The sequence below is a fragment of the Thalassotalea sp. PS06 genome (assembly GCF_007197775.1).
In the GTDB taxonomy this organism is placed as follows: Bacteria; Pseudomonadota; Gammaproteobacteria; order Enterobacterales; family Alteromonadaceae; genus Thalassotalea_A.
This window is the reverse complement of record NZ_CP041638.1, coordinates 3,030,526-3,053,586: the sequence shown is the minus strand read 5'-3', so window position 1 is coordinate 3,053,586 and position 23,061 is coordinate 3,030,526. Positions and strand designations below refer to the sequence as shown.

The 23,061-nt window shown below is 44.4% G+C and carries 21 protein-coding genes; 15 read left to right on the top strand and 6 right to left on the bottom strand.

Annotation, left to right across the window (positions count from 1 at the left end):
* The first annotated feature begins 144 nt into the window (after positions 1 to 144).
* From parC to rraB, 3 genes are all read left to right on the top strand, one after another.
* Positions 145 to 2,436 carry a DNA topoisomerase IV subunit A gene (gene parC, locus FNC98_RS13415; protein WP_144034816.1) on the top strand — a complete coding sequence of 764 codons (2,292 nt, stop codon included), beginning with the start codon at positions 145 to 147 and terminating at the stop codon, positions 2,434 to 2,436.
* A 121-nt stretch (positions 2,437 to 2,557) separates the two neighbouring features.
* Entirely contained in the window at positions 2,558 to 3,316 is a 759-nt protein-coding gene (locus tag FNC98_RS13410) for a 1-acylglycerol-3-phosphate O-acyltransferase (protein WP_144034815.1), read from the top strand.
* Between the two features lies 1 nt (position 3,317).
* Positions 3,318 to 3,668, top strand: a complete 351-nt coding sequence (gene rraB, locus FNC98_RS13405) for a ribonuclease E inhibitor RraB (protein WP_144034814.1) — start codon at positions 3,318 to 3,320, stop codon at positions 3,666 to 3,668.
* A 32-nt stretch (positions 3,669 to 3,700) separates the two neighbouring features.
* On the opposite strand, the gene FNC98_RS13400 is transcribed toward rraB, so the two are convergent.
* Positions 3,701 to 3,889, bottom strand: a complete 189-nt coding sequence (locus FNC98_RS13400; protein WP_144034813.1) for a PA3496 family putative envelope integrity protein — start codon at positions 3,887 to 3,889, stop codon at positions 3,701 to 3,703.
* 370 nt (positions 3,890 to 4,259) lie between these two features.
* Between FNC98_RS13400 and FNC98_RS13395 the strand changes: the two genes are divergently transcribed.
* Positions 4,260 to 5,006, top strand: coding sequence for an SDR family oxidoreductase (locus tag FNC98_RS13395; protein WP_144034812.1), 747 nt, complete (start codon positions 4,260 to 4,262; stop codon positions 5,004 to 5,006).
* Between the two features lie 61 nt (positions 5,007 to 5,067).
* On the opposite strand, the gene FNC98_RS13390 is transcribed toward FNC98_RS13395, so the two are convergent.
* Positions 5,068 to 5,388, bottom strand: a complete 321-nt coding sequence (locus tag FNC98_RS13390) for a DUF3718 domain-containing protein (protein ID WP_260680361.1) — start codon at positions 5,386 to 5,388, stop codon at positions 5,068 to 5,070.
* A 405-nt stretch (positions 5,389 to 5,793) separates the two neighbouring features.
* Here FNC98_RS13390 and FNC98_RS13385 point away from each other — a divergent pair, with 405 nt between their 5' ends.
* The 6 genes from FNC98_RS13385 (at position 5,794) to ung (ending at position 12,777) form a co-directional block, all read left to right on the top strand.
* Positions 5,794 to 6,138 (top strand): YebG family protein, encoded by a 345-nt coding sequence (locus FNC98_RS13385; protein WP_144034811.1) that lies wholly within the window; start codon positions 5,794 to 5,796, stop codon positions 6,136 to 6,138.
* Positions 6,139 to 6,170: 32 nt separating this feature from the next.
* Positions 6,171 to 6,980, top strand: a complete 810-nt coding sequence (locus tag FNC98_RS13380) for a M48 family metallopeptidase (RefSeq protein WP_144034810.1) — start codon at positions 6,171 to 6,173, stop codon at positions 6,978 to 6,980.
* 347 nt (positions 6,981 to 7,327) lie between these two features.
* Positions 7,328 to 9,781 carry a bifunctional aspartate kinase/homoserine dehydrogenase I gene (gene thrA / locus FNC98_RS13375; protein WP_144034809.1) on the top strand — a complete coding sequence of 818 codons (2,454 nt, stop codon included), beginning with the start codon at positions 7,328 to 7,330 and terminating at the stop codon, positions 9,779 to 9,781.
* Complete coding sequence (gene thrB, locus FNC98_RS13370; protein ID WP_144034808.1) at positions 9,782 to 10,735, top strand: homoserine kinase; 954 nt, start codon at positions 9,782 to 9,784, stop codon at positions 10,733 to 10,735.
* A 3-nt stretch (positions 10,736 to 10,738) separates the two neighbouring features.
* Complete coding sequence (gene thrC, locus FNC98_RS13365; RefSeq protein WP_144034807.1) at positions 10,739 to 12,061, top strand: threonine synthase; 1,323 nt, start codon at positions 10,739 to 10,741, stop codon at positions 12,059 to 12,061.
* Between the two features lie 14 nt (positions 12,062 to 12,075).
* Complete coding sequence (gene ung, locus FNC98_RS13360; RefSeq protein ID WP_144035571.1) at positions 12,076 to 12,777, top strand: uracil-DNA glycosylase; 702 nt, start codon at positions 12,076 to 12,078, stop codon at positions 12,775 to 12,777.
* Positions 12,778 to 12,821: 44 nt separating this feature from the next.
* Here the strand turns inward: ung and FNC98_RS13355 are convergent, their stop codons facing one another.
* Complete coding sequence (locus FNC98_RS13355; protein WP_144034806.1) at positions 12,822 to 13,394, bottom strand: GNAT family N-acetyltransferase; 573 nt, start codon at positions 13,392 to 13,394, stop codon at positions 12,822 to 12,824.
* An 86-nt stretch (positions 13,395 to 13,480) separates the two neighbouring features.
* Between FNC98_RS13355 and FNC98_RS13350 the strand changes: the two genes are divergently transcribed.
* Both FNC98_RS13350 and FNC98_RS13345 read left to right on the top strand, forming a co-directional pair.
* On the top strand, positions 13,481 to 14,812 hold the full coding sequence (locus FNC98_RS13350) for an NAD(P)/FAD-dependent oxidoreductase (protein ID WP_144034805.1): 1,332 nt from the start codon (positions 13,481 to 13,483) through the stop codon (positions 14,810 to 14,812).
* Between the two features lie 209 nt (positions 14,813 to 15,021).
* Complete coding sequence (locus FNC98_RS13345; protein WP_144034804.1) at positions 15,022 to 15,225, top strand: TIGR02922 family protein; 204 nt, start codon at positions 15,022 to 15,024, stop codon at positions 15,223 to 15,225.
* A gap of 78 nt (positions 15,226 to 15,303) precedes the next feature.
* Here the strand turns inward: FNC98_RS13345 and FNC98_RS13340 are convergent, their stop codons facing one another.
* The gene (locus FNC98_RS13340; RefSeq protein ID WP_144034803.1) at positions 15,304 to 16,257 is read right to left on the bottom strand and encodes a D-2-hydroxyacid dehydrogenase; all 954 of its coding nucleotides are present in this window, start codon (positions 16,255 to 16,257) and stop codon (positions 15,304 to 15,306) included.
* Between the two features lie 114 nt (positions 16,258 to 16,371).
* Entirely contained in the window at positions 16,372 to 17,550 is a 1,179-nt protein-coding gene (locus tag FNC98_RS13335; RefSeq protein ID WP_144034802.1) for a porin, read from the bottom strand.
* Positions 17,551 to 17,816: 266 nt separating this feature from the next.
* Between FNC98_RS13335 and FNC98_RS13330 the strand changes: the two genes are divergently transcribed.
* The 3 genes from FNC98_RS13330 (at position 17,817) to FNC98_RS13320 (ending at position 22,315) form a co-directional block, all read left to right on the top strand.
* Complete coding sequence (locus FNC98_RS13330) at positions 17,817 to 20,126, top strand: aminotransferase class V-fold PLP-dependent enzyme (protein ID WP_144034801.1); 2,310 nt, start codon at positions 17,817 to 17,819, stop codon at positions 20,124 to 20,126.
* A gap of 93 nt (positions 20,127 to 20,219) precedes the next feature.
* Complete coding sequence (gene iscX / locus FNC98_RS13325) at positions 20,220 to 20,420, top strand: Fe-S cluster assembly protein IscX (protein WP_144034800.1); 201 nt, start codon at positions 20,220 to 20,222, stop codon at positions 20,418 to 20,420.
* A gap of 200 nt (positions 20,421 to 20,620) precedes the next feature.
* Positions 20,621 to 22,315 carry an NAD-dependent malic enzyme gene (locus FNC98_RS13320; RefSeq protein ID WP_144034799.1) on the top strand — a complete coding sequence of 565 codons (1,695 nt, stop codon included), beginning with the start codon at positions 20,621 to 20,623 and terminating at the stop codon, positions 22,313 to 22,315.
* 105 nt (positions 22,316 to 22,420) lie between these two features.
* Here FNC98_RS13320 and folA read toward each other — a convergent pair whose 3' ends face one another.
* Positions 22,421 to 22,924 carry a type 3 dihydrofolate reductase gene (folA, locus tag FNC98_RS13315; RefSeq protein ID WP_144034798.1) on the bottom strand — a complete coding sequence of 168 codons (504 nt, stop codon included), beginning with the start codon at positions 22,922 to 22,924 and terminating at the stop codon, positions 22,421 to 22,423.
* Positions 22,925 to 23,061 lie beyond the last annotated feature (137 nt).

Here is a 23,061-nt window from a genome sequence, read left to right as displayed (position 1 = left end):
GGATGAATTTGGCGACAAACTAATTAAATTTTAAGGAATATTTTATTTTCGCTATTTAGCAACAGCTAAATATCGGATAAGCTAGGGTAATAACAATAATACGCAGTCAGGCCGACAGGCGAACCTCCAGGAAATTGTAATACTATGTCTGATGCAATTGATATGAGTCTGGAAGGGATTGAACAACTTCCCTTACGACGATTCACAGAAGATGCCTATCTCAATTACTCCATGTACGTCATCATGGACCGTGCACTTCCCCATATTGGTGATGGCTTAAAACCCGTTCAACGACGCATTATTTATGCAATGTCTGAGTTGGGTTTAAATTCACTCGCTAAATATAAGAAATCTGCCCGTACCGTTGGTGATGTATTAGGTAAATTCCATCCTCATGGTGATTCTGCCTGTTACGAAGCCATGGTGTTAATGGCACAGCCATTCTCCTACCGTTATCCATTGGTCGACGGCCAGGGTAACTGGGGTGCGCCAGATGATCCGAAATCCTTCGCGGCAATGCGTTATACCGAAGCGAAATTATCCAAATTCAGTGAGGTGTTATTATCTGAGTTGGGTCAGGGAACCGCAGACTGGTTACCTAACTTTGACGGTACGTTAAAAGAACCAAAATCCTTACCAGCACGTTTACCGCACATCATGTTAAATGGTATTACCGGTATCGCCGTTGGTATGGCGACCGATATTCCGCCACATAATGTTCGCGAGGTTGCAGATGCTTGTGTGCATCTTATCGAGCAACCCAAAGCCGAACTGAGTGAATTACTTGAGCACGTTAAAGGTCCGGATTATCCGACCGATGCTGAAATCATTACGCCAAAAGCGGACATCGAGAAGATCTATCAAACCGGCCGTGGCAGCATTAAGATGCGCGCCGTTTATGAGATGGAGCAGGGTGAAATTGTCATTACCTCGCTACCACACCAGGCTTCCGGCGCAAAAATTCTTGAACAAATTGCCGCTCAGATGCAGGCCAAGAAACTGCCAATGGTTGTCGATCTTCGCGATGAATCGGATCATGAAAACCCAACGCGATTGGTCATTGTTCCGCGCTCAAATCGTGTCGATATTGAACCGGTAATGGCGCACTTGTTTGCATCGACGGATTTGGAAAAGAACTACCGCGTTAACCTGAATATGCTAGGTCTGGACAATCGCCCGGCGGTTAAAGACCTTAAACAGATTCTAAGTGAGTGGCTTGAGTATCGTCGTGAGACCATTCGTCGTCGCTTGCAATATCGATTAGATAAGGTTTTAGCGCGATTACATATTCTTGATGGTTTATTGATTGCTTATCTGAATATCGATGAAGTGATTGCCATTATTCGCGAATACGATGATCCGAAAAGCGAGTTAATGCAGCGTTTTGGCCTGTCGAAGATTCAGGCTGAAGCGATTTTAGAAATCAAACTTCGTCAGTTAGCCAAGCTAGAAGAAATAAAGATCCGTGCAGAGCAGGAAGAGCTAAGTAAAGAGCGCGACCAACTGGAAAAGATCTTAGGTTCAAAAGCTCGTCTTAATACCTTGATGAAAAAAGAGATCCTGGCCGCAGCCAATGATTACGGTGATGAGCGTCGCTCGAAACTGGTTGAGCGCGCAGAAGCCAAAGCCATGTCTGAGAAAGATTTAGTGCCTTCTGAGCCGGTCTCTGTTGTAGTTTCCGAAAAAGGCTGGGCACGTTGTGCGAAAGGTCATGATATCGACCCGCAAGCCATGTCTTACAAAGCTGGCGACGGTTATATGTGCTCGGCTAAAGGTCGAAGCAATCGACCTGTGGTCTTTATTGATTCCTCCGGTCGAGCGTTTGCTACCGATGCCCATACACTTCCTTCGGCGAGAAGCCAGGGCGAGCCATTAACCGGACGCTTTAATATTGCCGCTGGTCAAAACGTCACCCAAGCAGTGATGGCCGACGATGAACAGGCATTTTTATTATCCAGTGATAGCGGTTACGGCTTTATCGGCAAGTTTGCCGATATGGTATCGCGTAATAAAAATGGTAAAGCTTTGTTGAGCTTACCCCAAGGCGCACAGGTAATGACGCCACAACCGGTAACCGATATCGACAATCAGTCTTGTCTGGCGATAACCTCGGAAGGGCGAATGCTGTTGTTCCCGATGAAAGATTTACCGCAGCTTAGCAAAGGTAAGGGTAACAAGATCATCAATATTCCTTCCGCCCGCGCGAAAGCCAGAGAAGAGTTGTTGGTTATCCTCAGCGTTATTGGTAGTGAAGATTCTGTCACTCTATACGCAGGTAAGCGCAAGCTGACGTTAAAACCTGGTGATCTCGAGCACTATCGTGGTGAACGTGGACGCCGTGGTAATAAACTACCGCGAGGATTACAGCGGGTTGAGCGAATGGAAATTGATTCGCCAAAACCGGCAGAAGCAGAAACTCCTTCGGAAGAATCATAAAAAAAGCCGGCAATCGCCGGCTTTTTCTTTTTCTAAATTGTAAGAAGCTTTCCTCAATTCCATACAATTGTGTATAATTGCGCACCTTATTATCAGGCTATTTGGGCTTCAGAGGTATATTGTGTTAGCTATTTTGCGCATTTTGACATTAGCAATTTCGTTAATTTTGACGTCACTTGCATCGATTTTGATGTGTATTGTTCGTCCGTTTCATCGAGATAATGTTTATTTCCCCGCTAATATCGTTGGTAGCCTTTCACCAGTCATTGGTGTTGAGCTGGATATAAGACGACCTAAAGAAGTCGAAGATTTAGGTTCGGTTGTCTATGTCTGCAATCATCAGAACAGCTATGATATTTTCACGGTGAGTAAATCATTGCCAAAAGGCACGGTGAGCATAGGTAAGAAGAGCCTGAAGTGGATCCCATTCTTTGGGCAAATGTATTGGTTTACTGGCAATATTTTGATTGATCGTGCCAATCGTTCCAAAGCTCACAATACCATTGCTTCAGCAGCACAGAAAATCAGAGAAAAGAACATTTCGGTTTGGTTGTTCCCAGAAGGTACCCGTAGTTATGGTCGCGGCTTATTACCATTTAAAACCGGCGCGTTTCATACCGCGGCACAGGCAGGCGTACCTATTGTTCCTGTTTGTGTGAGTAATTCTCACGACCTGGTGGATTTAAACCGTTGGAACAACGGCAAAATGATCATCGAGTTTTTACCGCCGATACATATTCACGACACTTCAAAAGAAGGTATCCGTCACATCGCCAACAATACCCATGAGTTAATGCTGGCGAAAATTAACGAGCTAAGCGAGGAAGCGGGAAACCCTTTCCAAACGCTTCATAACAGTCAACAGGCAGAGCAGAGCTAAAATGGAACAGTCAGATTTAAATGAGTGGTTAGCCCATACTTCAGGTTTAATTGAAGAATTACTGGAAGATGGTTCCAACCCTGAAGCCGTGCACACCATTGAACATCACTTTGCCAGTGAAGACTTTGGAACCCTAGAAAATGCAGCAGTGATGGCATTTAAACAAGGCCTTGAAGTTCAGGAACCTGAACAGGCTGAATTGGAAGACGGTACCCCGGTATTTTGTTTCGACATCGTTACCGAGCAATATCTCGATGAGGACGTGTTGTTGGAAGAAACCAAGGCAATGTTTGCATTGGCAGAAAAATTTCAGGTCGAATATGACGGTTGGGGCACTTACTTCGAAGAGTAATGTTTCTTTAGTTATATATTGATGGGAGATGTTTAAATCTCCCATTCATCCTCATCAAGCAATTCTTTTAAACGTTTTTTCTCCAGTAATTCATCGATTCTCTTTCGCGTTTTGGCATTCGCCTCATCGTCTTTCGGCATATCGGTATCGGTTTCTTCGGCATCCACGCCGTCGTCCATATTCTCTTCGAAATCGTCATCTATCATGTCGTTGCCAGTCATTGGGTTTACCTCAGAATATAAAAGAAAAATAGAAAATGGGGTCGTAAACTGAAGGATAGAGCCTGCGTTATCGCGTCACTTCCTGCTCCATAAATGCAAAAATAGGCAAAAATTTTTATAAGATCAAATGAAAAAATAACTGTCTGATTTGATTGTTTTTAAATTGCTCAAAATGTCGAAAATTTGCATATTAATTGCTGTTAACGTCCACAGCACAAGGGCTATGGGGAATGTGGCGATTATTTTGCTAGCGCTTTTTATCTGGAATTCTACGCTGATCTTTGCTTAGGATTTGCAATCTCTTTTGGTATTCGTGAATAGTTAGGTTAACGTATAAGCAAGGTTAAAATTGCAACTAGAATAATGGCTTATGAGAAACAACATTCTGATCACAGGTGCCAGCTCCGGGCTTGGCCAGGAAATGGCACGACAATATGCAGCGATGGGCAGGAATTTGGTTCTTTGTGCCCGTCGTGAACAAGCATTAAGCGAACTTGCGACTGAATTAACGGCAAAATATCCGCAGCAAAAAGTCTTAGTTATGCCTTTAGATGTGAACGATCATGATGAGGTCTTTAAGGTGTTTAAGGCTGCCAGAGAACAGCTTGGACAATTAGATCGAGTTATCGTTAATGCTGGAATCGGCCAGGGTGGCTCCATTGGTAAGGGTTTTTTTGCGGCAAATCGTCGTACCGCTATGACCAATTTTGTCGCCGCTCTTGCACAATGTGAAGCGGCAATGGAAATCTTCAGGGCGCAGAATGATGGTCACTTAGTTACTATCTCATCGGTGAGTTCCGAGCGCGGCTTTCGCGGCGCCTTTACTACCTATGCTGCTACCAAAGCGGGCCTTGCATCTTTAACCGAAGGGATCCGCATTGATGTTCTGCACAAGCCAATATCGGTGACAACGATTCACCCTGGCTATATCGCTACGGAAATTATCGAAGAAGGCAAAACTCCGCCTTTTATCGTCGATGCTGAAACTGGTTGTAAGAGTATTATCAAGGCGATTGAAAAAGAAGTAGATAAGGCATTCGTTCCAACCTGGCCATGGGCGTTCATCCGTTTTGCGCTTGCCTGGTTACCTCTAGGTATGATGCGAAAGTTCAGTTAACGAAAAGAGTGACAAACGAAATAAGCGCCTCTTCCGAGGCACTTATTCCTGAGCTTATCCATTATTTTAACATCGCTAGATCTGTGATTTGCGTATCACCGATGCTATGTTCAAGGCGATTCGCGGTTTTGGTTGCGCCTTGTTGTTGAGCGAAGCTGATAATGTCCTGCTCGTTACACATTACATTCAACGCTACGGTTTGATGATTTAAACGATAGCTCTTGATGGTACGGTCTAGTCGAAATACGTTGTCACTGGATGCTGATTCACAGATATCCTGCAATGCTGATTCCACAAAAGGATCCATAGAAGCGTTTGCCTGGGTTGCTGCCAAAGCAAACATAGTTGCTGCACAAGTAGTAATCGCGGTTAATGTTTTCATAGTCTCTTCCCCATTTGGTCAATTTTTGCTGTTGCAAGTTATACCAATCACATTAAATTATTGCTCACTCAGTGAGAATTTAATGTGATTGGTATTAATAGTGGGGGATAAAAAGAGAAAAGTTGTTAATGGCTAATCTATGGATGTAACCAAACATTTATTGAGTAACTTATCGGTGTGCACTGTATAGGTTGGGGCAGGCCCTTATTAATGCGGCGTAGTGTCAATCAGTCGTATTTCCTGAAGACATAAACCTTTACATTGGTACATGCTTTTGCACAAAAAATATCAACGGATCTGGCAGTTAATTGATTAATTTGGTAATGTACTGGATAAATATCCACTATATTAGTCCGCTTAACAAAAAGTGGACGAAACCCGATAGATTGAAATGAAGGGATAATTATGGCTGTAGAGAGTCGATTTGTAGTAGTACGCAATGGCGTGGAGGTCGAAACGTTTATGGATAAGAAAACGGCTGATGAGTATGACAAGATGCTCGACATGGCGGATAACTTAAGCGTTTTGCTGGAGCAATCCGAATTGAAATTAAATGATGATAGCATCGAAGAAATCAGCATTTATCTGGCGAAACATCGTGAAGATATCCTGATTGCATTGCAGGCGAAAAAGCCAAAGGTAGTAAAGCCTAAAGTGGTTGAAGCATTAGAAGAAGCTGTTGAAGACGAAGCTAAGTCCGAAGCTAAAACCAAAGCTAAAGCAAAACCTAAAGCCAAGACGTCTGCGTAATTGTGGAAAGCCGATAGCAACCATTCCGATTTATGTTTTTTAAAAACAAAAATACCTCAGCCGCCGTTTTAGATGGTATTGAGATCGTCCGTTCAGCTCGTCGCAAAACCCTGTCATTGCAAATCAAGGCCGGCAAAGTTCGGGTATTATCTCCGAGCTGGCTAGATTCCTCGAAAATTGCTCGCTTTGTTGCTGAAAAGCAAACCTGGATAGATGAAAAATTGCGTCAGCAGCAGGAGATATTATCCGAACCTAAGACGTTTTGGCTTGCCCCGGGGGAAAAGATTTTTATCGCAGGGGAATCGTGGCAAATTGCTCAATGCCCGTTGCAACAATTTAATCGACAACAGATTTCTGCAGATAATACCGGTAATGGGGACGATTTCATTGAAACCAGGTATGTAACGATTCGCTTGAACTGGCAAGCAAAGCTTTGTCACTTTTATCTTTCAGAGCGGCTTTTTCAACATGACGAAGAGCAACAACAACGACTTCTGTCTGATGCATTCAATAAGTTTTGCCAGCAAAGAGCCACTTCATTATTTGCCGCACGCCTTAACAATTGGCAGGGTATTACCGGCCTTGAATCGTCTTCTCTGAAAATTCGCTTTTACAAATCTCGCTGGGGAAGTTGTGATAACCAGGCGAGAATCACCCTCAATAATCGTTTGGTTATGGCACCGGATTCGGTGGTTGATTATGTTATCGTCCACGAATTATGTCACTTGGTTCATCAAAATCATTCATCTGATTTTTGGGCGCTGGTCGAACACTTCTATCCCAATTTCAAAAAATCCAAACGCTGGTTGCAACAACACCAAGCTGCTCTTTTAGTTAGATAAAACGCTCGCCGAAACAATTGCACCTATAATTGTTAAAAACATGTTGACAGTCGATTATTTGTGCGGCAGAGTGAATCCATGAACATTTTTACGCACCTTCTCCACATTATTACTACCACCACCATTATTATGGTGGGCATTGGCTAACGCGTAAAAAAAGACTTTACCTAAGCCCGTGACCTGCAAAGCTCACGGGTTTTTTCGTTTTAGGGCCTGTCGATATATTCGACCAAAGGTTAGCAATTTTGTTTAAGGGATGTCGGTATATCAATTACATTAAATTATTGCTTACTCAGAGTAATTGGTATTAGCCCGATATAAAAATAATCAATCAGGAGTAGATAGATATGCGAGTACTGAAATTTGGTGGTTCTTCATTAGCCAATGCGGACAGATTTTTAACCGTATATAAAATTATCGTCGATAAAAGCCAGGAATCTCCGATTTCTGTGGTGGTATCGGCACCACAAGGCGTTACTAATCATTTAGTGGCGTTAAGCGAAGAATTGCCAGAAGGTGAGGCGCTGGAAACCGGTCTTGCAAAGCTGCAGCAGGTTGTGCAGTCTATCTTTAATGGCCTCGCCGAGTCTGACACTGCGTTTGATCAGGAGATTGCCGACGATGCGTTAAATACCTGGTTAAATCAATTACGACGCTACCTGCAAGGCGCGGCAATGCTTAGCCACTGTCCGGACCATATCAAAGCTCGTATCATCAGTATCGGTGAGCGTTTGAGCGTTGCCACCCTAAAAGCACTTTTAAGTGCGAGTCTTCGCCAGTGCTCGGTACTTGACCCGGAACAGTTTTTACAAACCAATGATTCTCCATTAAATGCGATCGCCGATTTAACTGCCTGTCGTGAAAAGTTCGCTGCAGCTTATCAGGAGCTGGAAAATATCGCCCTAATGCCCGGTTTTATCGGTGTTGACAGCCAATCACAATTAACGACCCTTGGTCGTAATGGCTCGGATTATTCTGCCGCAGTGTTGTCGGTTTGCTGTAATGCCGAGTGTTGCGAGATCTGGACCGATGTTGATGGTGTTTATAATACCGACCCGCGTTTGATTAAAGACGCAAAACTACTCGATTATCTTTCTTATCAGGAAGCGATGGAGCTTTCTTACTTTGGTGCGAAAGTACTGCACCCGAAAACCATAGGCCCAATCGCCCAGTATCATATTCCTTGTTTGATCAAAAACACCACCAACCCGCAGGCGCCGGGCACTTTGATTGCTAATGAAGATGAAGGCAAGAAGCAGGTTAAAGCCATTTCTAACCTTGATAACCTGACCATGGTAAATGTTTCCGGTCCAGGCATGAAAGGCATGGTTGGCATGGCTAGTCGCGTATTCGAATGCATGAGTCGTGAACAGATTTCGGTGGTAATGATCTCCCAGTCTTCTTCTGAATACTGTATTTCGTTTTGCATCCATAGTCAGGATGCACCGCGGGCGCAGCAGAGTTTGCAACAGGAATTTGAACTGGAATTATTAAACCAACTGCTTGAGCCGGTAGCTTTACAATCAAATCTTTCGATCATTTCGTTGGTTGGTGATGGCATGCAACAGCAACGTGGCGTTGCCGCTAAATTGTTTGGCTCTCTTGCCCAGGCACGGGTCAATGTCGTTGCTATCGCTCAGGATTCCTCGGAACGGAGTATTTCCGTTGTTATTGAGCAACGAAAATGTACCGACGCCTTGAAAGTGTGTCATCAGAACTTCTTCTCCCATCGTCATACCATTGATGCTTTCGTTATCGGCACTGGCGTTGTTGGTAGTGAATTACTGGAACAGATCAAGCGTCAGCAGGCCAGTCTTAAAGACCAGCAGATTGATTTGCGGGTGCATGGCCTGGCAAATAGCAAAGGCATGGTTGTTGACAGTAATGGTCTGGAATTAAGCAATTGGCCAGAGTTGTTAGAGAAAGGTCAGCCATGGAATTTAGATACCTTAAAGCAGTTTGTTCGTTCGAATCACTTAATCAACCCGGTTATTGTTGACTGTACATCCAGCGACCAGACATCGGAACAATATGAAAGCTTTCTGTCAGAAGGTTTTCACGTGGTTACCCCGAACAAAAAAGCCAACACCATGTCGATGGAGTATTACCAGAAACTTCGGGTAGCGGCAGCGAAAACCAATCGTTTATTCTTATACGAAACTAACGTTGGCGCAGGCCTGCCGGTCATCGATACGCTGCAGAACCTGTTTAAGGCCGGGGATCAATTGTTACGCTTTGAAGGCGTTCTTTCCGGTTCTCTTTCCTACATCTTTGGAAAATTAGATGAGGGCATGAGCCTTTCTGAAGCGACTGCGATTGCTAAACAAAACGGTTTTACCGAGCCAGATCCTCGAGATGATTTAAGTGGTATGGATGTGGCACGCAAACTGTTGATCATGGCTCGTGAAGCCGGCATGGCACTTGAACTTGATGACATCCAGGTGGTATCGGTATTACCGCAAGGGTTTGATGCCGAAGGCAGTGTCGATGACTTTATGGCAAACCTTAACCAATTGGACCAGGTATATGCCGATAAAGTGGCGTCTGCTGGTAGTGAAAACAAAGTATTGCGTTACGTCGGAAGTATTGATGACGATGGCTGTAAAGTTTCTATCGAAGCTGTTGACGCCTCGCATCCTTTATACGCTATTAAAGATGGTGAAAATGCGTTGGCTATTCACTCACGTTACTATCAGCCAATCCCATTCGTATTGCGTGGTTATGGTGCTGGTGCCGAAGTTACCGCCGCAGGCGTATTTGGCGACCTGCTGCGGACGTTGGCCTGGAAGCAGGAGTTGTAAATGACCATTAAAGTTTTTGCTCCTGCCTCAATCGGAAACGTCAGTGTAGGTTTTGATGTGCTGGGTATGGCAGTGCAGCCAATCAATGGTGAATTACTCGGTGATATCGTTGCGATTGAAGGCTGCGATGGCGGCGATAACCAATTGCAGATGGTTGGCCCTTTTGTTGATAAATTGCCTGCCGATCCAAAACAGAATATCGTGTTTAGCTGTATCGAACTGTTTCAACAGCATCTAAAACAACAGTCTCAGGAATTTGACTGGGTGAAGTTAACCCTTGAAAAGCGGATGCCGGTTGGCAGTGGCCTTGGCTCCAGCGCTTGTTCAATTGTTGCGGCCCTGGTAGCGTTAAATGAGTACTATCAAAAGCCATTTAATGATGCGCAACTATTGGCCATGATGGGACAAATGGAAGCACAAATCAGTGGTAGTTTGCACTATGATAACGTCGCGCCGTGTTTTTTAGGTGGCTTGCAGTTAATGGTTAACGATGCAGATATCATCAGCCGTGAAATCCCAAGTTTTCAGCAATGCTATTTTGTGATGGCCTACTCAGGAATTAATGTATCCACTAAGGCTGCGCGGGAAGTATTGCCTGAGCAATATTCGAAAGCGACAGCGATTGAATTTGGCCAGAATCTGGCGACCTTTATTGATGCCTGCTATCGCCAGGATTTGTCTCAGGCAATGAATCATCTACGCGATGTTATCGCCGAACCCTATCGCGCTAGCCTGTTACCAGGGTTCGAAGCCTGTCGCCAGGGCGTTGCCGAATTAGGGGCATTGGCAAGTGGCATTTCCGGTTCCGGCCCAACCATGTTTGTGGTTACCGAAGACAAAGAAAAGGCCGCGCAAATTCAAACATTTTTACAAGAAAATTATTTACAGTCATCAGAAGGGTTTGTTTACATTTGTCAGACAGACGTTCACGGTGCAAAGGTATTGGTAGGGTAAAGCATGCAATTTTATAATTTAAAACATCCAGAAGAGAAAGTGAGTTTTAGCCAGGCGGTTCGACAGGGACTTGGCAAGGATCAGGGGTTATTCTTTCCTGAATCGATTACGCCTTTGGACGATATTGAAGGTTTATTATCCCTACCTTTAGTTGAGCGCAGCTGTAAAATCCTGGAGCCTTTTGTTGGTGAAGACTTAACCGGCGAAGAATTAAAAGATATCGTTACCCGTGCCTTTAATTTTCCGGCGTTAGTTCAGCCAATTTCAGAGAGCTGCGCTGTGCTTGAACTATTTCATGGTCCGACTCTGGCGTTCAAAGATTTCGGTGGTCGTTTTATGGCTCAGTGTCTGCAGGCGTTTACCCGCCAGAGCAAAGAAAAAATTACCATTTTAACAGCCACCTCTGGCGATACGGGAGCTGCGGTTGCACACGCATTCAGTGGTCTGGAAAATATCAATGTGGTGATCCTGTACCCGAAAGGCAAAATCAGCTTGCTACAGGAAAAAATGTTCACAACCTTAGGTGGCAATATTTCTACGCTTGCGGTAAATGGTAGCTTTGATGATTGTCAGCAATTAGTGAAAGATAGTTTTGATGACCATGAACTAAGTAAATCCATCGGCCTGAACTCTGCTAATTCGATCAATATTTCCCGCTTGTTGGCGCAAATCTGTTATTACTTTGAAGCGGCCGCGCAGCTGTATCGCCAACGTGGCAAATTTGATGATTTAGTATTCTCTGTGCCAAGCGGTAACTTCGGTAACCTGACAGCGGGTATGCTGGCAAAAGCTTTAGGTTTACCCATCAAACGCTTTATTGCTGCCACCAACGCTAATGACACTGTGCCTCGTTATCTTCGCTCTGGCACCTGGTCGCCGAATCCGACGATAGCGACTATGTCCAATGCTATGGATGTTTCGCGTCCTAATAACTGGCCTCGGGTTGAGCATCTGGTAACGGCGGGTTTTATTCCGAAAGAGAGTCTTAGTGCGCAAACCATCGATGAAGAGCAGACGCAAATGACCCTGATCAAGCTAAACGGTCTTGGGTATATCAGTGAACCCCATGCCAGTGTTGCTTATCGTGCATTGCAGCAGGATCTGGAAAACGACGAATTTGGCGTATTTTTAGGGACTGCGCATCCAGCGAAGTTTAAAGAGACGGTTGAAAGTGTTTTAGGTCAGCCGTTGGCATTGCCAAAAGAGCTGGCAGCCTGTGCCTCAGAAAAAATTCTGTCATTGCCTATGGACAATGAGTTCTCACAATTAAGAACTTTATTGATGGGCAAATATGCATCACCGCTTTTAAATGAGGCCGTCAGTTAGTGTCTGACTGGAAAATTCCGCAAGGTACCTGGCAGGACTTTTTTGCATCGCAAACCAGCCTGCCTTACTTCAAGAACATTAGCGAAACTGTAAGGTCTGAGCGTGATGCTGGTCAGGTTATCTACCCTGAAGATGTTAACGTATTCAGAGCATTTGAACTCACACCTTTAGATATGGTTAAGGTTGTGGTGTTAGGCCAGGACCCCTACCATGGCCCGCAACAAGCCCATGGTCTGGCGTTTTCCGTATCCAAAGGCGTGAAAATTCCACCATCACTTCGAAATATGTTTAAAGAGCTGGAACAGGATATTGCCGGTTTTTCAGCACCTGATTCCGGAGATTTAACCGCCTGGGCAGAGCAGGGTGTGTTGCTACTCAATACGGTTTTGACGGTTCGCCAGGGTAATGCCCACTCCCACAGTAAACTCGGTTGGGAGGACTTCACCGAACAGGTTATGGCCGAGTTGAATCGTCAGCAGCGGCCAATGGTTTATTTACTTTGGGGGAGCCATGCTCAGAATAAGGGTAAGGTTATCGATAACCCGCAGCATAAGATTTTAACCTCAGCCCATCCTTCACCATTATCCGCTTACCGGGGTTTTTTTGGATGCCGGCATTTTTCCAAAGCCAATGAGTTCTTGCAGAAAAAAGGTTTGCAGGAAATTGACTGGTCGCTGCAATCGAGCGATCCAAGGGATCAGCAGACACTGTTTTAAACCAGTGTCTGCAAGCTTTAAGAGAGCAAAGGACAGGGGTTCGACTAGTTGTCGAAATAAATGATCATTTCCGCCGCGACACAATGGCACTCGCCACTACAAACAGGACAATCATAACCTTCGACCGAATCCTGATGCCATTTATCCGGATGGTCTTTAATCAACTCGCCACCACATTTGGTAAAATATTTTACCGCGCTATTACCCGGGCTTTGTCGCCATAAATGGCTGACTCCCGCTTTTGCACCTTGCTGCTCTAGGGCAGCTGTCGCCAGTTTCAATAACTTTGAGCCGATACCATAACCTCGGTAAGTGGCATCAACGGTATTGCATTTAAAATAGGCCGTTTGTGCTTCACTGGTTTTCCAAAGGGCTGGGCTCGACCATTTATCCGTTTGCCATTGTCCCGGACTGTAACAAATGCGGAAACCCACTAATTTGTCTTCATCCATGGCGACAAAATTAGAATTAATCTCGTCTTTGATACCTTTCTCGACCCATGACGCCATTTTCTCTGCGTCCAGGTAGCCATCTCCATGTACTTCATTGCCCAGCGCAATTACCGCATCGTAATGACTTTTATCCAATTCTTTGTAGTTAATTTTACGATCTTGCATAGACTTTTACGTAATCAAACCTGTTAAACCATGGTGTATTTTGCCATGATAAGCGCCTTTATGTCTGCAAGTGATTATAACAAACCATGTACGATCCGCTTCATCATACCTCCCCAGGAGAAAATCTTGCCTACCCTGATAGCTATTGGGCAGATAGCCTAGGCCTGAAACCAAAAATTCAACCGGGTTTAGAAGGTGAGTTTGATACCGATGTATTGATTATCGGTGCTGGCTATACGGGGATGTCGACAGCATTGCATTTGGCTCGAGAGCATAACATTGAACCCATGGTGATTGAGGCGAATCAGACGGCTTGGGGATGCAGTGGCCGCAATGCTGGTTTTATTCTCAAATCCACTGGACGTATGGCCTGGACGGCGATGCAGAAAAAATGGGGTGAAGAGGTTATGCGAGGTATCTACCAGGAGGCCTGCTCCGGGGTGGATATCGTTAATAGTCTGATAGCCGAAGGAATAGATTGCCAGGTACAGGACAAGGGGTATATCAAGGTTGCGCACAAGCCGAGTATGATGGCAGGCCTTGAGCAACAGGCGAAATTGCTGAATCAGCTATTTAGTTATGATGTCGAGGTATTGAATCGACAAGCTCTGCACCAGCAATACATGCGCGATGAGAACGCCTATGGAGCGATTCGTTTTAATGATGGTTTTGGCTTAAACCCTCTAAAGCTTGCCCTAGGTTATGAACAGCTGTTGGCTAAGTCTGGGGTAAATATCTATACCGGAACCCCGGCGCTGGCTTATCAGCGCTTACCCGATGGCCATCAAATCAAAACCCCAAATGCCACTATCAAGGCCAAAAAACTGGTGATTGCCACCAATGGTTATACTCCCAAAGGCTTTAACCCTGTTGTTAATAATCGCTTTTTACCGGTATTGTCGCAGATTATTGTCACCCAACCGTTGACTGAAGATCAGCTCAAGTCATGTAATTTCCTAACCTCTAATGTGGTAATGGATACTCGTGCGCTCAAGTATTACTATCGCAAGCTACCAGATAACCGCATCCTGTTCGGTGGCCGTGGTGCTATCACAGGCAAGGGGGCGGAAAATCCCTATTACGCCAACCGATTATTATCAGTATTGAAACAAAGTTTCCCTGCTTTGGACAATATCTGTTACGACTATGCCTGGGCTGGCTGGATTTGTATGTCGCTCGATGATATTCCTCATGTCTATGAAGATGATGAGATTTTTTATGCAATGGGATATTGTGGTTCTGGTGTATCCTTCTCGGTACAGGCAGGTAAACGCCTGGCTGAGCGCGTCGCTGGCGTGAAAATACCCGAACTTCCTCTTTATCAACACGGATTGAAGAAATTTCCGCTACCAGCGCTCAGGAGGTCGGGGCAGTGGTTGTATTTTCAATATGGTAGGATTCGAGATAACTATTTGTAAAGCCGTACAATAAATAGTTGTCAGTGATGATTAACTTAGTTACATTAACTGGCGAGATATGGAAAGGATTCTGAAACTAGCTGGTTCGGGGAGGCTATACCAAGTCCACTAAGTGTTTCCCACTCAGTGAGAATTTAATGGAATTGGTATTAAATCAGCTTATATTGAACAGATAATAAGAAAAATTAAAATTTCATATCGGATAATACATGAAGGTTACCGTAATCTACTACGACAACAACTCACTTGAGTTACATCACAAATACCTGACCGTAAAAACTAAAAGTAATGGTCGGGTTATTATCCCGGAAGACTATAAGAAAGGTAAATCCATTATTGCTGTTTGCGAAGGCGAAGTGGATGTTCTCAATAAAGTCGGCGATCGTATCTTACCCGTTTCGGCTTGTGCTTAACGGCGAGGGGGCTGAGGTAACCGAGTTGTTGCCTGTTAACATCCATCTAAAAGGTCATTTAATACCAGTTTCTGAAGCTTAAGCTACACGATTGGTTAAATGGCCTTTTTTGTAGTTAGAGATATTACTGCCCGTGGTATCAATCAGCCTTTGCTGAGCCTGACGGCTTCCCCAGGCGATGTGAGCGGTGATCATCAGGTTAGCCATTGACTGCTGTAGCAACACATGATCCGCTGACGGAGGCTCTTGCTCCAGGACATCAAGGATAGCACCAGCGATACGCTTGCTGCGCAGCGCAGTAAGTAAATCCTGACTATTTACCAGTTGCCCTCTGGCGGTATTAATAAGTACAGCAGAGCGTTTCATTAACCCAATGGTTTGTTTATTAATGAGATTGTCAGTTTGCGGCGTTAACGGGCTGTGTAAACTGATAATATCGGCTTGTGCCAGCGCATCTTCAAACTTCACTCTTCCCGGGCGAACATCACGGGCACCCTGACGCTCACTGACCAATACCCGCATATTAAAGGCTTTGCCGACGTTAGCTACCGATTGACCAATGGCACCAAAGCCGACAATTGCCAGAGTCTTCCCTGCTAATTCATCAATTGGAGCGGCGAAATGGCAGAACACAGAACTGTTTGGCCAGGCACCAGCATTAATATCCGCTACCTGATGGCTGGTTTTTTGAAAATACTCCAACAACATGGCAAAAACGTATTGAGTGACGGACGTAGTAGAATAGCCGGCAACATTACAGACCTGAACGCCAGCTTGTGCGGCTGCCTGTAGGTCGACATTGTTGGTCCCGGTGGCGGTAATACAAATCAATTTTAATCTTGGTAGTTGAGCAATAACGTCAGCGCTAATCACCACTTTATTGGTGATAATGATGTCGGCAAATTTGGCGCGAGTAACGATTTTTTCGTCACTGCTACTGGCGAAATGACTAAAATTATCAACAGCATTCTCAATTGAATGGAAACTGATGTCCTGATTGATGGTGCTGCGATCCAGAAAAACGGCGCGCATTAATTGACCCTGCCAAGATAAATAAAATAGCTTGGTATCATAAATGGAAACTTTTAACTTTGCCATAAAAACGATAGGTCAGGATGTTTTGTTCTGGCGCCAGTAGCATCGGTTTTAGTAAAGGTTGTATGTAATGCCTACAGCAAATTCGAACTCGCCGTTTTTGCTATTATCATTGAATACCAGATCGTTGAATTTCCCTTCAAAGAATATCTGGCCGCTAATATGATCAAAGCGATACTCGCCACCAAACAAGGTGTGATGAAGGTGATATGGAGTCGACGAATCTCTTGCCTGAAGGTCATTGTAGCCCGCATAGATTCCGTAGTTATTCGTAAAATTATATTTCACCATTAACTCCGAACCCCTGGCATCGTAAAACAGACCGCTGTCGTCAACTTCATGCAAAGATGATTCGTTGTACATTAACGCCATGTAAAGCCCATCACTGCCAAATTCCCCATATTTAATGCCGGCTCCCCAGATTTCATCTTTGCCATCTTCAACCCCAAGATTCCCGAAGATTGGGTCTATATCAATCGTATTTAAGTTGTAAGCTACCGTAAATAACCAGTCTCCAAGATTATAACCAAGGGAAGCACCATAGCCATTGCCTGTTCGGCCCAACTGTTCCCCGTCAAACTGGCGAAATAACCGGCATAGGTCCTGACTTAAATCAGTTTCCTCACACGTTCCGATATCAATGTTTAATGGCTCGTCCTGGATATGTATTTGAATACCAAAATCGAATGCACCGTATGACTTAACCCAGCTTAGTGCTTGCTCTGCTCGCCCTGTTCCGGAGAATCCTCCATCGGTTCCTAAGTTAAAAGCACCATTTGCAGAACCTCCCCAATAGTTGTACCAGTCTGTGTGATAGAGAGCGAGATAGTAGATTGCGAGTTGCTTACCAAGCGTTATTTGTCCCCAATCATCATGTTTTACAAAGACATTCCCCAGCCTTGAAGTTAATGCGGCATCGCTGCCATCGGCCGGGGGTTGCGAATTGCCGCCAATAGAGAAATTGCCGTTAACCTCAAACTGGGTACCCCATTCGACATTAATTCCTGTGGTCCAGTCATTCTGAATATCGTGGAATATCTTAAAACCCAGGCGCGAACCTGAATCCGTAAATTGATCAAAGTCATCGACTTTTTGATAAACCACACGGATAAAACCCTGGGTTACGATGGAAGTATTCTCGTCTTTATATACTTCTATTGCTGAAAAGGCTGGTGCGCAATAGCTGGCAAGTAGAACCGCAAGACACGACAACTGCTGGTTTGTTTTCATTGTTCAGTTCTCAGTGTTGCTATTACCAATTTATTTATTTGTTAAATCGGAAATTTTTAAAAGCGATGTTTTTCAAGTATATGCAAGGAATTCCTGCTTTAACAAAAACTTTATCGAAAGGCGATAATATTCAGATACATTATTCGTTAAATTCAGAAAAATCAGCAGCTTTGACATTGTTCAAAAAGTCAGGCTTATAACCTAGTGTTACTAGATATAATTATGTAGAATAAGTCCTCGTTGTTTCCCGATCATCCTTAATTGTTATGTTGAACCTTACCGATATTCAGCCGCAGGCAGACGAAATTTATCTTGATAATAATGCAACTACGCCTGTGCTTCCCCAAGCCGCTGAAGCTGCTATCCATACCATGAACCTTTGTTATGGCAATCCAAGTTCCAGCCATATGACGGGGTTAAAGGCAAAATACATACTCGAATCGACCCGTATGCTTGCTCGTCAGGTTATTGGCGCTGACTCTGGTGATATCATCTTTACATCGGGCGCTACCGAAGGTATTCAGACTTCCATTATTTCTGCGCTAAATGCATGTCGGGAAAAAGCGAAAACCATCGCTAATCCGGTTTTACTGTATGGCGCAACTGAACACAAAGCAGTGCCTGAAACCTTAAAACACTGGAATGCGATGTTAAATATCGATGCCAAAGTGTTAGCGATACCGGTCGACGAAAGGGGCATTCTTGATTATCAATTTATCGCTAGACACGCGAGTGATGCCTTGATGATCTGTACCATGGTTGCCAACAACGAAACTGGTGTTTTTCAGGATTTGAAGGCGTTAGAGCAGGTCATTAGAGATAACAATCCGGGCGTACTCTGGATGGTTGATTGTGTTCAGGGGTTAGGAAAAATTTCCTTAGATATTGCCAAAACCAGTATCGATTATGCGCCATTTTCGGGGCACAAACTTTATGGTCCTAAAGGCATTGGCATGCTGTATGTTCGCCATGGGTCGCCTTATACACCAATTATTGCCGGCGGTGGTCAGGAAAGTGGCTTAAGATCCGGTACTGAAAATTTACCGGGTATTGCTTCGTTGAATGCAATCTTCAAGTTGCTAAACGATGAGCAGGATGACACCTTTAAATCTCATGATGTGTTGTGTGGTTACCGCCAACAATTAGCAGATACGCTGAATAAGGCATTTGAGAATATCGTTTATAACCATGATTTTGATTGCTCGTTACCTACGACCCTGAACTTTTCAGTAAAAGGGTTATCTAGCAAAGACATTATGGATTTGTTTGATGCCGCTCGCATTCGTGTTAGCAGTGGTTCAGCTTGCAGCTCAAAAGTCACAGGTAGCTTTGTTCTCGATGCAATGGGTAAACCTAAATGGCAGAGTGAAGGGGCGATACGTTTGTCGTTTGGACCGGCTTCTACGCAAGAAGAAATTGATCGAGCCTGTATAGCCATCGAAGATGCTGTGGTTGCCATGCAACATCACTGCTTATTGCTTACTGACGCCAATGGCGAATCCGACGCCGATGTAGATGGTTTGCAACAGTGGGGATACGATAATCAGGTGACCTGGTGTTACGTGAGCCAGGCATCTCGACAAATTTTATTAATTGATCCGGTTGCTGAGCTCAGTGAACGTTTTCAAACCTTAGTTAATTGCCGTCAGTTTGAGGTAGTTGGGGTATTAAATACCCATCTCCATCAGGATCAGGAAGATTGCTCACAAATGCTGAGAAGCCTGATGCACGATGCAATGCAACAAACCATTGTAGATAATCTGGGCTGGCCTGAAACTCATGGTCAGGTAACGCTGGAAAACGGTCAAACCGTCAGTGCTATTGAAGTCGGCGACAAGGTTTTAGCAAACCTGCCTCTACCTGGTCATACCGAAAATTCTCGTGCCTATTTGTTAGGTAAGCCAGCAGATGGGGTATTAAAGAAAGAGAATATCGATTATGTATTTGCCGGCGATTTGATTCAGATTGGTGGTATCGGTCGCAGCGATTTACATGGGTCGATGCCTGAACATTTATTTGATTCTATTCGGTTACTTGCTGAAGTTGTTACACCGGATACACTATTGTGCCCGGCTCACGATTATCAGCAACTGTTTTCAACGACCCTTGCTCTGGAAGCAAATGCTAATCCATTGCTTGCAAAATTATTAGCTGATGAAGTGTCAAAAACCGAGTTTATTGAGCAAAAGGCGCAACTAGACGCACAAATTCTGCAAGCAGGTGAACAACAGCTGTGTGGTTTGATTGCCCAGCAAAATAGTACCCTCATAGATGTTTTTCCGGATAAACTGCAAAACTTTCTGGCTGACAATCCGGACGTTCAGGTGGTTGATGTCAGGGAACCTCACGAATTTGAGGCTCATCGTCGCGAGTATTTGGATGACCAGAAAATCGTCAATATTCCATTAACCCGGATCACTGACTTTATTCATCGTTTTAATGGCGAAAAGGCAGACACTAAGTTTATTTGTATTTGTCGCAGTGGTAGTCGCAGTGCCGCCGCCGCTAACGCGTTAAAACGACTGGACTTCGAACACGTTTATCACGTGCCAGGTGGATTCGCGCTGGTTAATTAATACAATATTTTTTCCCATCTAAAAACCCGTGTTTTCACACGGGTTTTTATTTTTACTATGCTTTAGGGTGTCGCTTTTTATTGGAGATTTCCTATGGGATTAAAATGGATCGATTCGTTAGAAATCGCATTGGATTTGATCGAACAACATCCCGATGTCGATCCCCGTCAACTGCATTTTCCAGAATTGATGCAATGGGTGCTGGCGCTCGAGCGTTTTGATGATGATCCAAACCATTGCGGTGAGCGCGTCCTTGAAGCTATCCAACTCGCCTGGATGGATGAAATGGACTAAACACGCCTGAGTGAATCTTTAACCATAATGTTCAATTAAGTAAGGCCTTGGTATTACCAGCGCGGCGTTTTGTTAAAATTCGGCAACAAATTACTTATAAACAGGTCTGATCTGCAACGAACAGGTGTTAACCTGCGCTAAAACTCAGTACAATACGCGGCCTTCTGCACCATTGGTATTCATTGACAAGCGACGTAGTTATGACAAAACCTTCTGAAAAAGGACCCTTATACATTCCCTATGCTGGGCCGACTCTGTTAGAGACGCCTCTGCTTAATAAAGGTAGTGCTTTCTCTGCTCAGGAGCGAGTGAGTTTTAACCTGACAGGATTATTACCACCGCGTTTTGAAACGATTGAAGAGCAGGTTGAGCGCGCATACATGCAGTATTCGAGCTTCCGTGATTCGCTGAATAAGCATATCTATCTTCGTAATATCCAGGATAAAAATGAAACCCTGTTTCATGCGTTGGTGCAGGCACATCTGGAAGAGATGATGCCAATTATTTATACCCCGACCGTTGGCGATGCCTGTGAGCGATTTTCTGATATCTACCGCTCTAACCGTGGTCTGTTTATCTCTTATGCAGAACGTCATCAAATTGACGATATCCTCCATAATGCAACAAAACAAAAAGTAAAAGTTATTGTTGTTACCGACGGTGAGCGTATTCTTGGTCTTGGCGACCAGGGTATTGGTGGCATGGGGATCCCGATTGGTAAGCTATCTTTGTATACCGCCTGTGGTGGTATCAGCCCGGCTTACACGCTACCGGTGATGTTAGATGTTGGAACTAACAATGAAAAACTACTGAATGACCCTATGTATATGGGCGCTCGTCACAAGCGTATTAGTCAGGAAGAGTACGACGAATTTGTTGATCTGTTCATTAAGGCGGTGAAACGTCGCTGGCCAAATGTTTTGTTGCAGTTCGAAGATTTTGCGCAACCGAATGCCATGCCATTGTTGCAACGCTATAAAAACGAAATCTGCTGTTTCAATGATGACATTCAAGGTACCGCATCGGTTACGGTTGGCACCTTAATGGCTGCCTGTCGTACTAAAAAGCAGGCGTTGTCAGAGCAAAAGGTGGTGTTTGTCGGCGGTGGAAGTGCAGGTTGTGGTATTGCCGAACAAGTGGTCGCGCAAATGAAGCAGGAAGGCCTGAGCGATACCGAAGCCCGTGGACGTGTCTATATGATTGATCGTCATGGTCTGGTAACCGACGATATGCAGGGGCTTCGTGATTTCCAACAACGATTAGCACAACCAACTGCCTTAACCTCTGGCTGGGCAATTGAGGGTGAGCACGCGTCATTACTGGAGGTTATGGCAAATGTTGAACCTACGGTTCTGGTTGGTGTTTCCGGAGTTGGTGGTTTGTTTACTGAAGAAGTTATCAAAACCATGAAACGCGGCTGTGACACGCCAATCGTATTTCCATTGAGTAATCCCTCACGTCAAGTTGAAGCCCGCCCTGAAGAAGTGATTGAATGGACCGATGGTGACGTCATTGTTGCCACAGGTAGTCCGTTTAAGCCAGTAACCTATGACGGCAAAACCCATACGATTTCCCAGTGTAATAACGCATACATTTTCCCGGGTATTGGTCTTGGGGTATTGGCTGCTAATATCAAATTTATCAGCGATGAAATGTTGATGGTAGCCAGTGAAACGCTTGCCAATGCGTCGCCATTGGCGAATGAAGGCGAGGGCGATCTGTTACCACCGTTAACGCAAATAGCCTCTTTGAGTAAAGATATTGCGTTTGCGATTGGTAAGCTTGCTCAGCAGCAAGGCTTAGCATTGGAAATAAGTGATGAGCAACTGTTGAAAAATATTGAGAGGAACTTCTGGAAACCTCAGTATCGACAGTATCGCCGTTCAACCATTTAAGGCTTATTCCTATCTAAAAAAACCGGGACTTCTCGGTTTTTTTAGATTTTAGTCAAATAAAAACTATTCTTATGTCCCTGTCACCATTCTAGAACACGTGCATCGCTAATTGTTTTTGAGTACTCGTTCATAAACTTTAAAGCAATAGTTATGAGGGTTTTTATCGTCTGCAAGATGCTCTTGTTCTGAAACACATTGCCAGGCGTTATCGGATAAATAGTCGGGGAAATAGGTATCGCCATCGGTATTCAAAGCAATCTCGGTAATATAAAGGCGATCAGCAGATGCCAGGCAATGCTCGTAAATACTGCCACCGCCAATAACCATAATCTCTTCGCTTTCTTGTGCGGAAGCTAATGCCGCATCAATACTGGAAACCACTTCAATACCATCGGCGCTATAATCTTTGTCTCGGGAAATAACGATATTTCGACGTCCAGGCAGAGGGAATCCGATGGATTCAAAGGTTTTACGTCCCATAACTACAGGCTTTTTCAATGTAGTTTGCTTGAAGTATTTAAGGTCCGCAGGCATGTGCCAAGGCATTTGATTATCTTTGCCAATAACGCGGTTATCCGCATGGGCAACAATCATGGATAAAACAGGCATGAGATACGCTTATTCAGTTGTATTGAAAGTGAGGCAATTGTGTCATGAATCCTTTATGTCAGCAATGACATAGCGGTAGCCTAAAAACAAAAAACTCCCGTTTAGGGAGTTTCTAATTGAATAGCTGAAGGCTCTCT

Coding starts and splice junctions, on each gene's coding strand:
- FNC98_RS13320 (WP_144034799.1), top strand. CDS start 20,621: ATGACAAAACCTTCTGAAAAAGGACCCTTATACATTCCCTATGCTGGG.
- FNC98_RS13400 (WP_144034813.1), bottom strand. CDS start 3,889: ATGACTGGCAACGACATGATAGATGACGATTTCGAAGAGAATATGGAC.
- FNC98_RS13355 (WP_144034806.1), bottom strand. CDS start 13,394: ATGCAAGATCGTAAAATTAACTACAAAGAATTGGATAAAAGTCATTAC.
- FNC98_RS13350 (WP_144034805.1), top strand. CDS start 13,481: ATGTACGATCCGCTTCATCATACCTCCCCAGGAGAAAATCTTGCCTAC.
- FNC98_RS13385 (WP_144034811.1), top strand. CDS start 5,794: ATGGCTGTAGAGAGTCGATTTGTAGTAGTACGCAATGGCGTGGAGGTC.
- FNC98_RS13335 (WP_144034802.1), bottom strand. CDS start 17,550: ATGAAAACAAACCAGCAGTTGTCGTGTCTTGCGGTTCTACTTGCCAGC.
- FNC98_RS13340 (WP_144034803.1), bottom strand. CDS start 16,257: ATGCGCGCCGTTTTTCTGGATCGCAGCACCATCAATCAGGACATCAGT.
- FNC98_RS13330 (WP_144034801.1), top strand. CDS start 17,817: ATGTTGAACCTTACCGATATTCAGCCGCAGGCAGACGAAATTTATCTT.
- thrA (WP_144034809.1), top strand. CDS start 7,328: ATGCGAGTACTGAAATTTGGTGGTTCTTCATTAGCCAATGCGGACAGA.
- FNC98_RS13395 (WP_144034812.1), top strand. CDS start 4,260: ATGAGAAACAACATTCTGATCACAGGTGCCAGCTCCGGGCTTGGCCAG.
- thrB (WP_144034808.1), top strand. CDS start 9,782: ATGACCATTAAAGTTTTTGCTCCTGCCTCAATCGGAAACGTCAGTGTA.
- iscX (WP_144034800.1), top strand. CDS start 20,220: ATGGGATTAAAATGGATCGATTCGTTAGAAATCGCATTGGATTTGATC.
- FNC98_RS13390 (WP_260680361.1), bottom strand. CDS start 5,388: ATGAAAACATTAACCGCGATTACTACTTGTGCAGCAACTATGTTTGCT.
- FNC98_RS13380 (WP_144034810.1), top strand. CDS start 6,171: ATGTTTTTTAAAAACAAAAATACCTCAGCCGCCGTTTTAGATGGTATT.
- rraB (WP_144034814.1), top strand. CDS start 3,318: ATGGAACAGTCAGATTTAAATGAGTGGTTAGCCCATACTTCAGGTTTA.
- FNC98_RS13345 (WP_144034804.1), top strand. CDS start 15,022: ATGAAGGTTACCGTAATCTACTACGACAACAACTCACTTGAGTTACAT.
- parC (WP_144034816.1), top strand. CDS start 145: ATGTCTGATGCAATTGATATGAGTCTGGAAGGGATTGAACAACTTCCC.
- thrC (WP_144034807.1), top strand. CDS start 10,739: ATGCAATTTTATAATTTAAAACATCCAGAAGAGAAAGTGAGTTTTAGC.
- folA (WP_144034798.1), bottom strand. CDS start 22,924: ATGCCTGTTTTATCCATGATTGTTGCCCATGCGGATAACCGCGTTATT.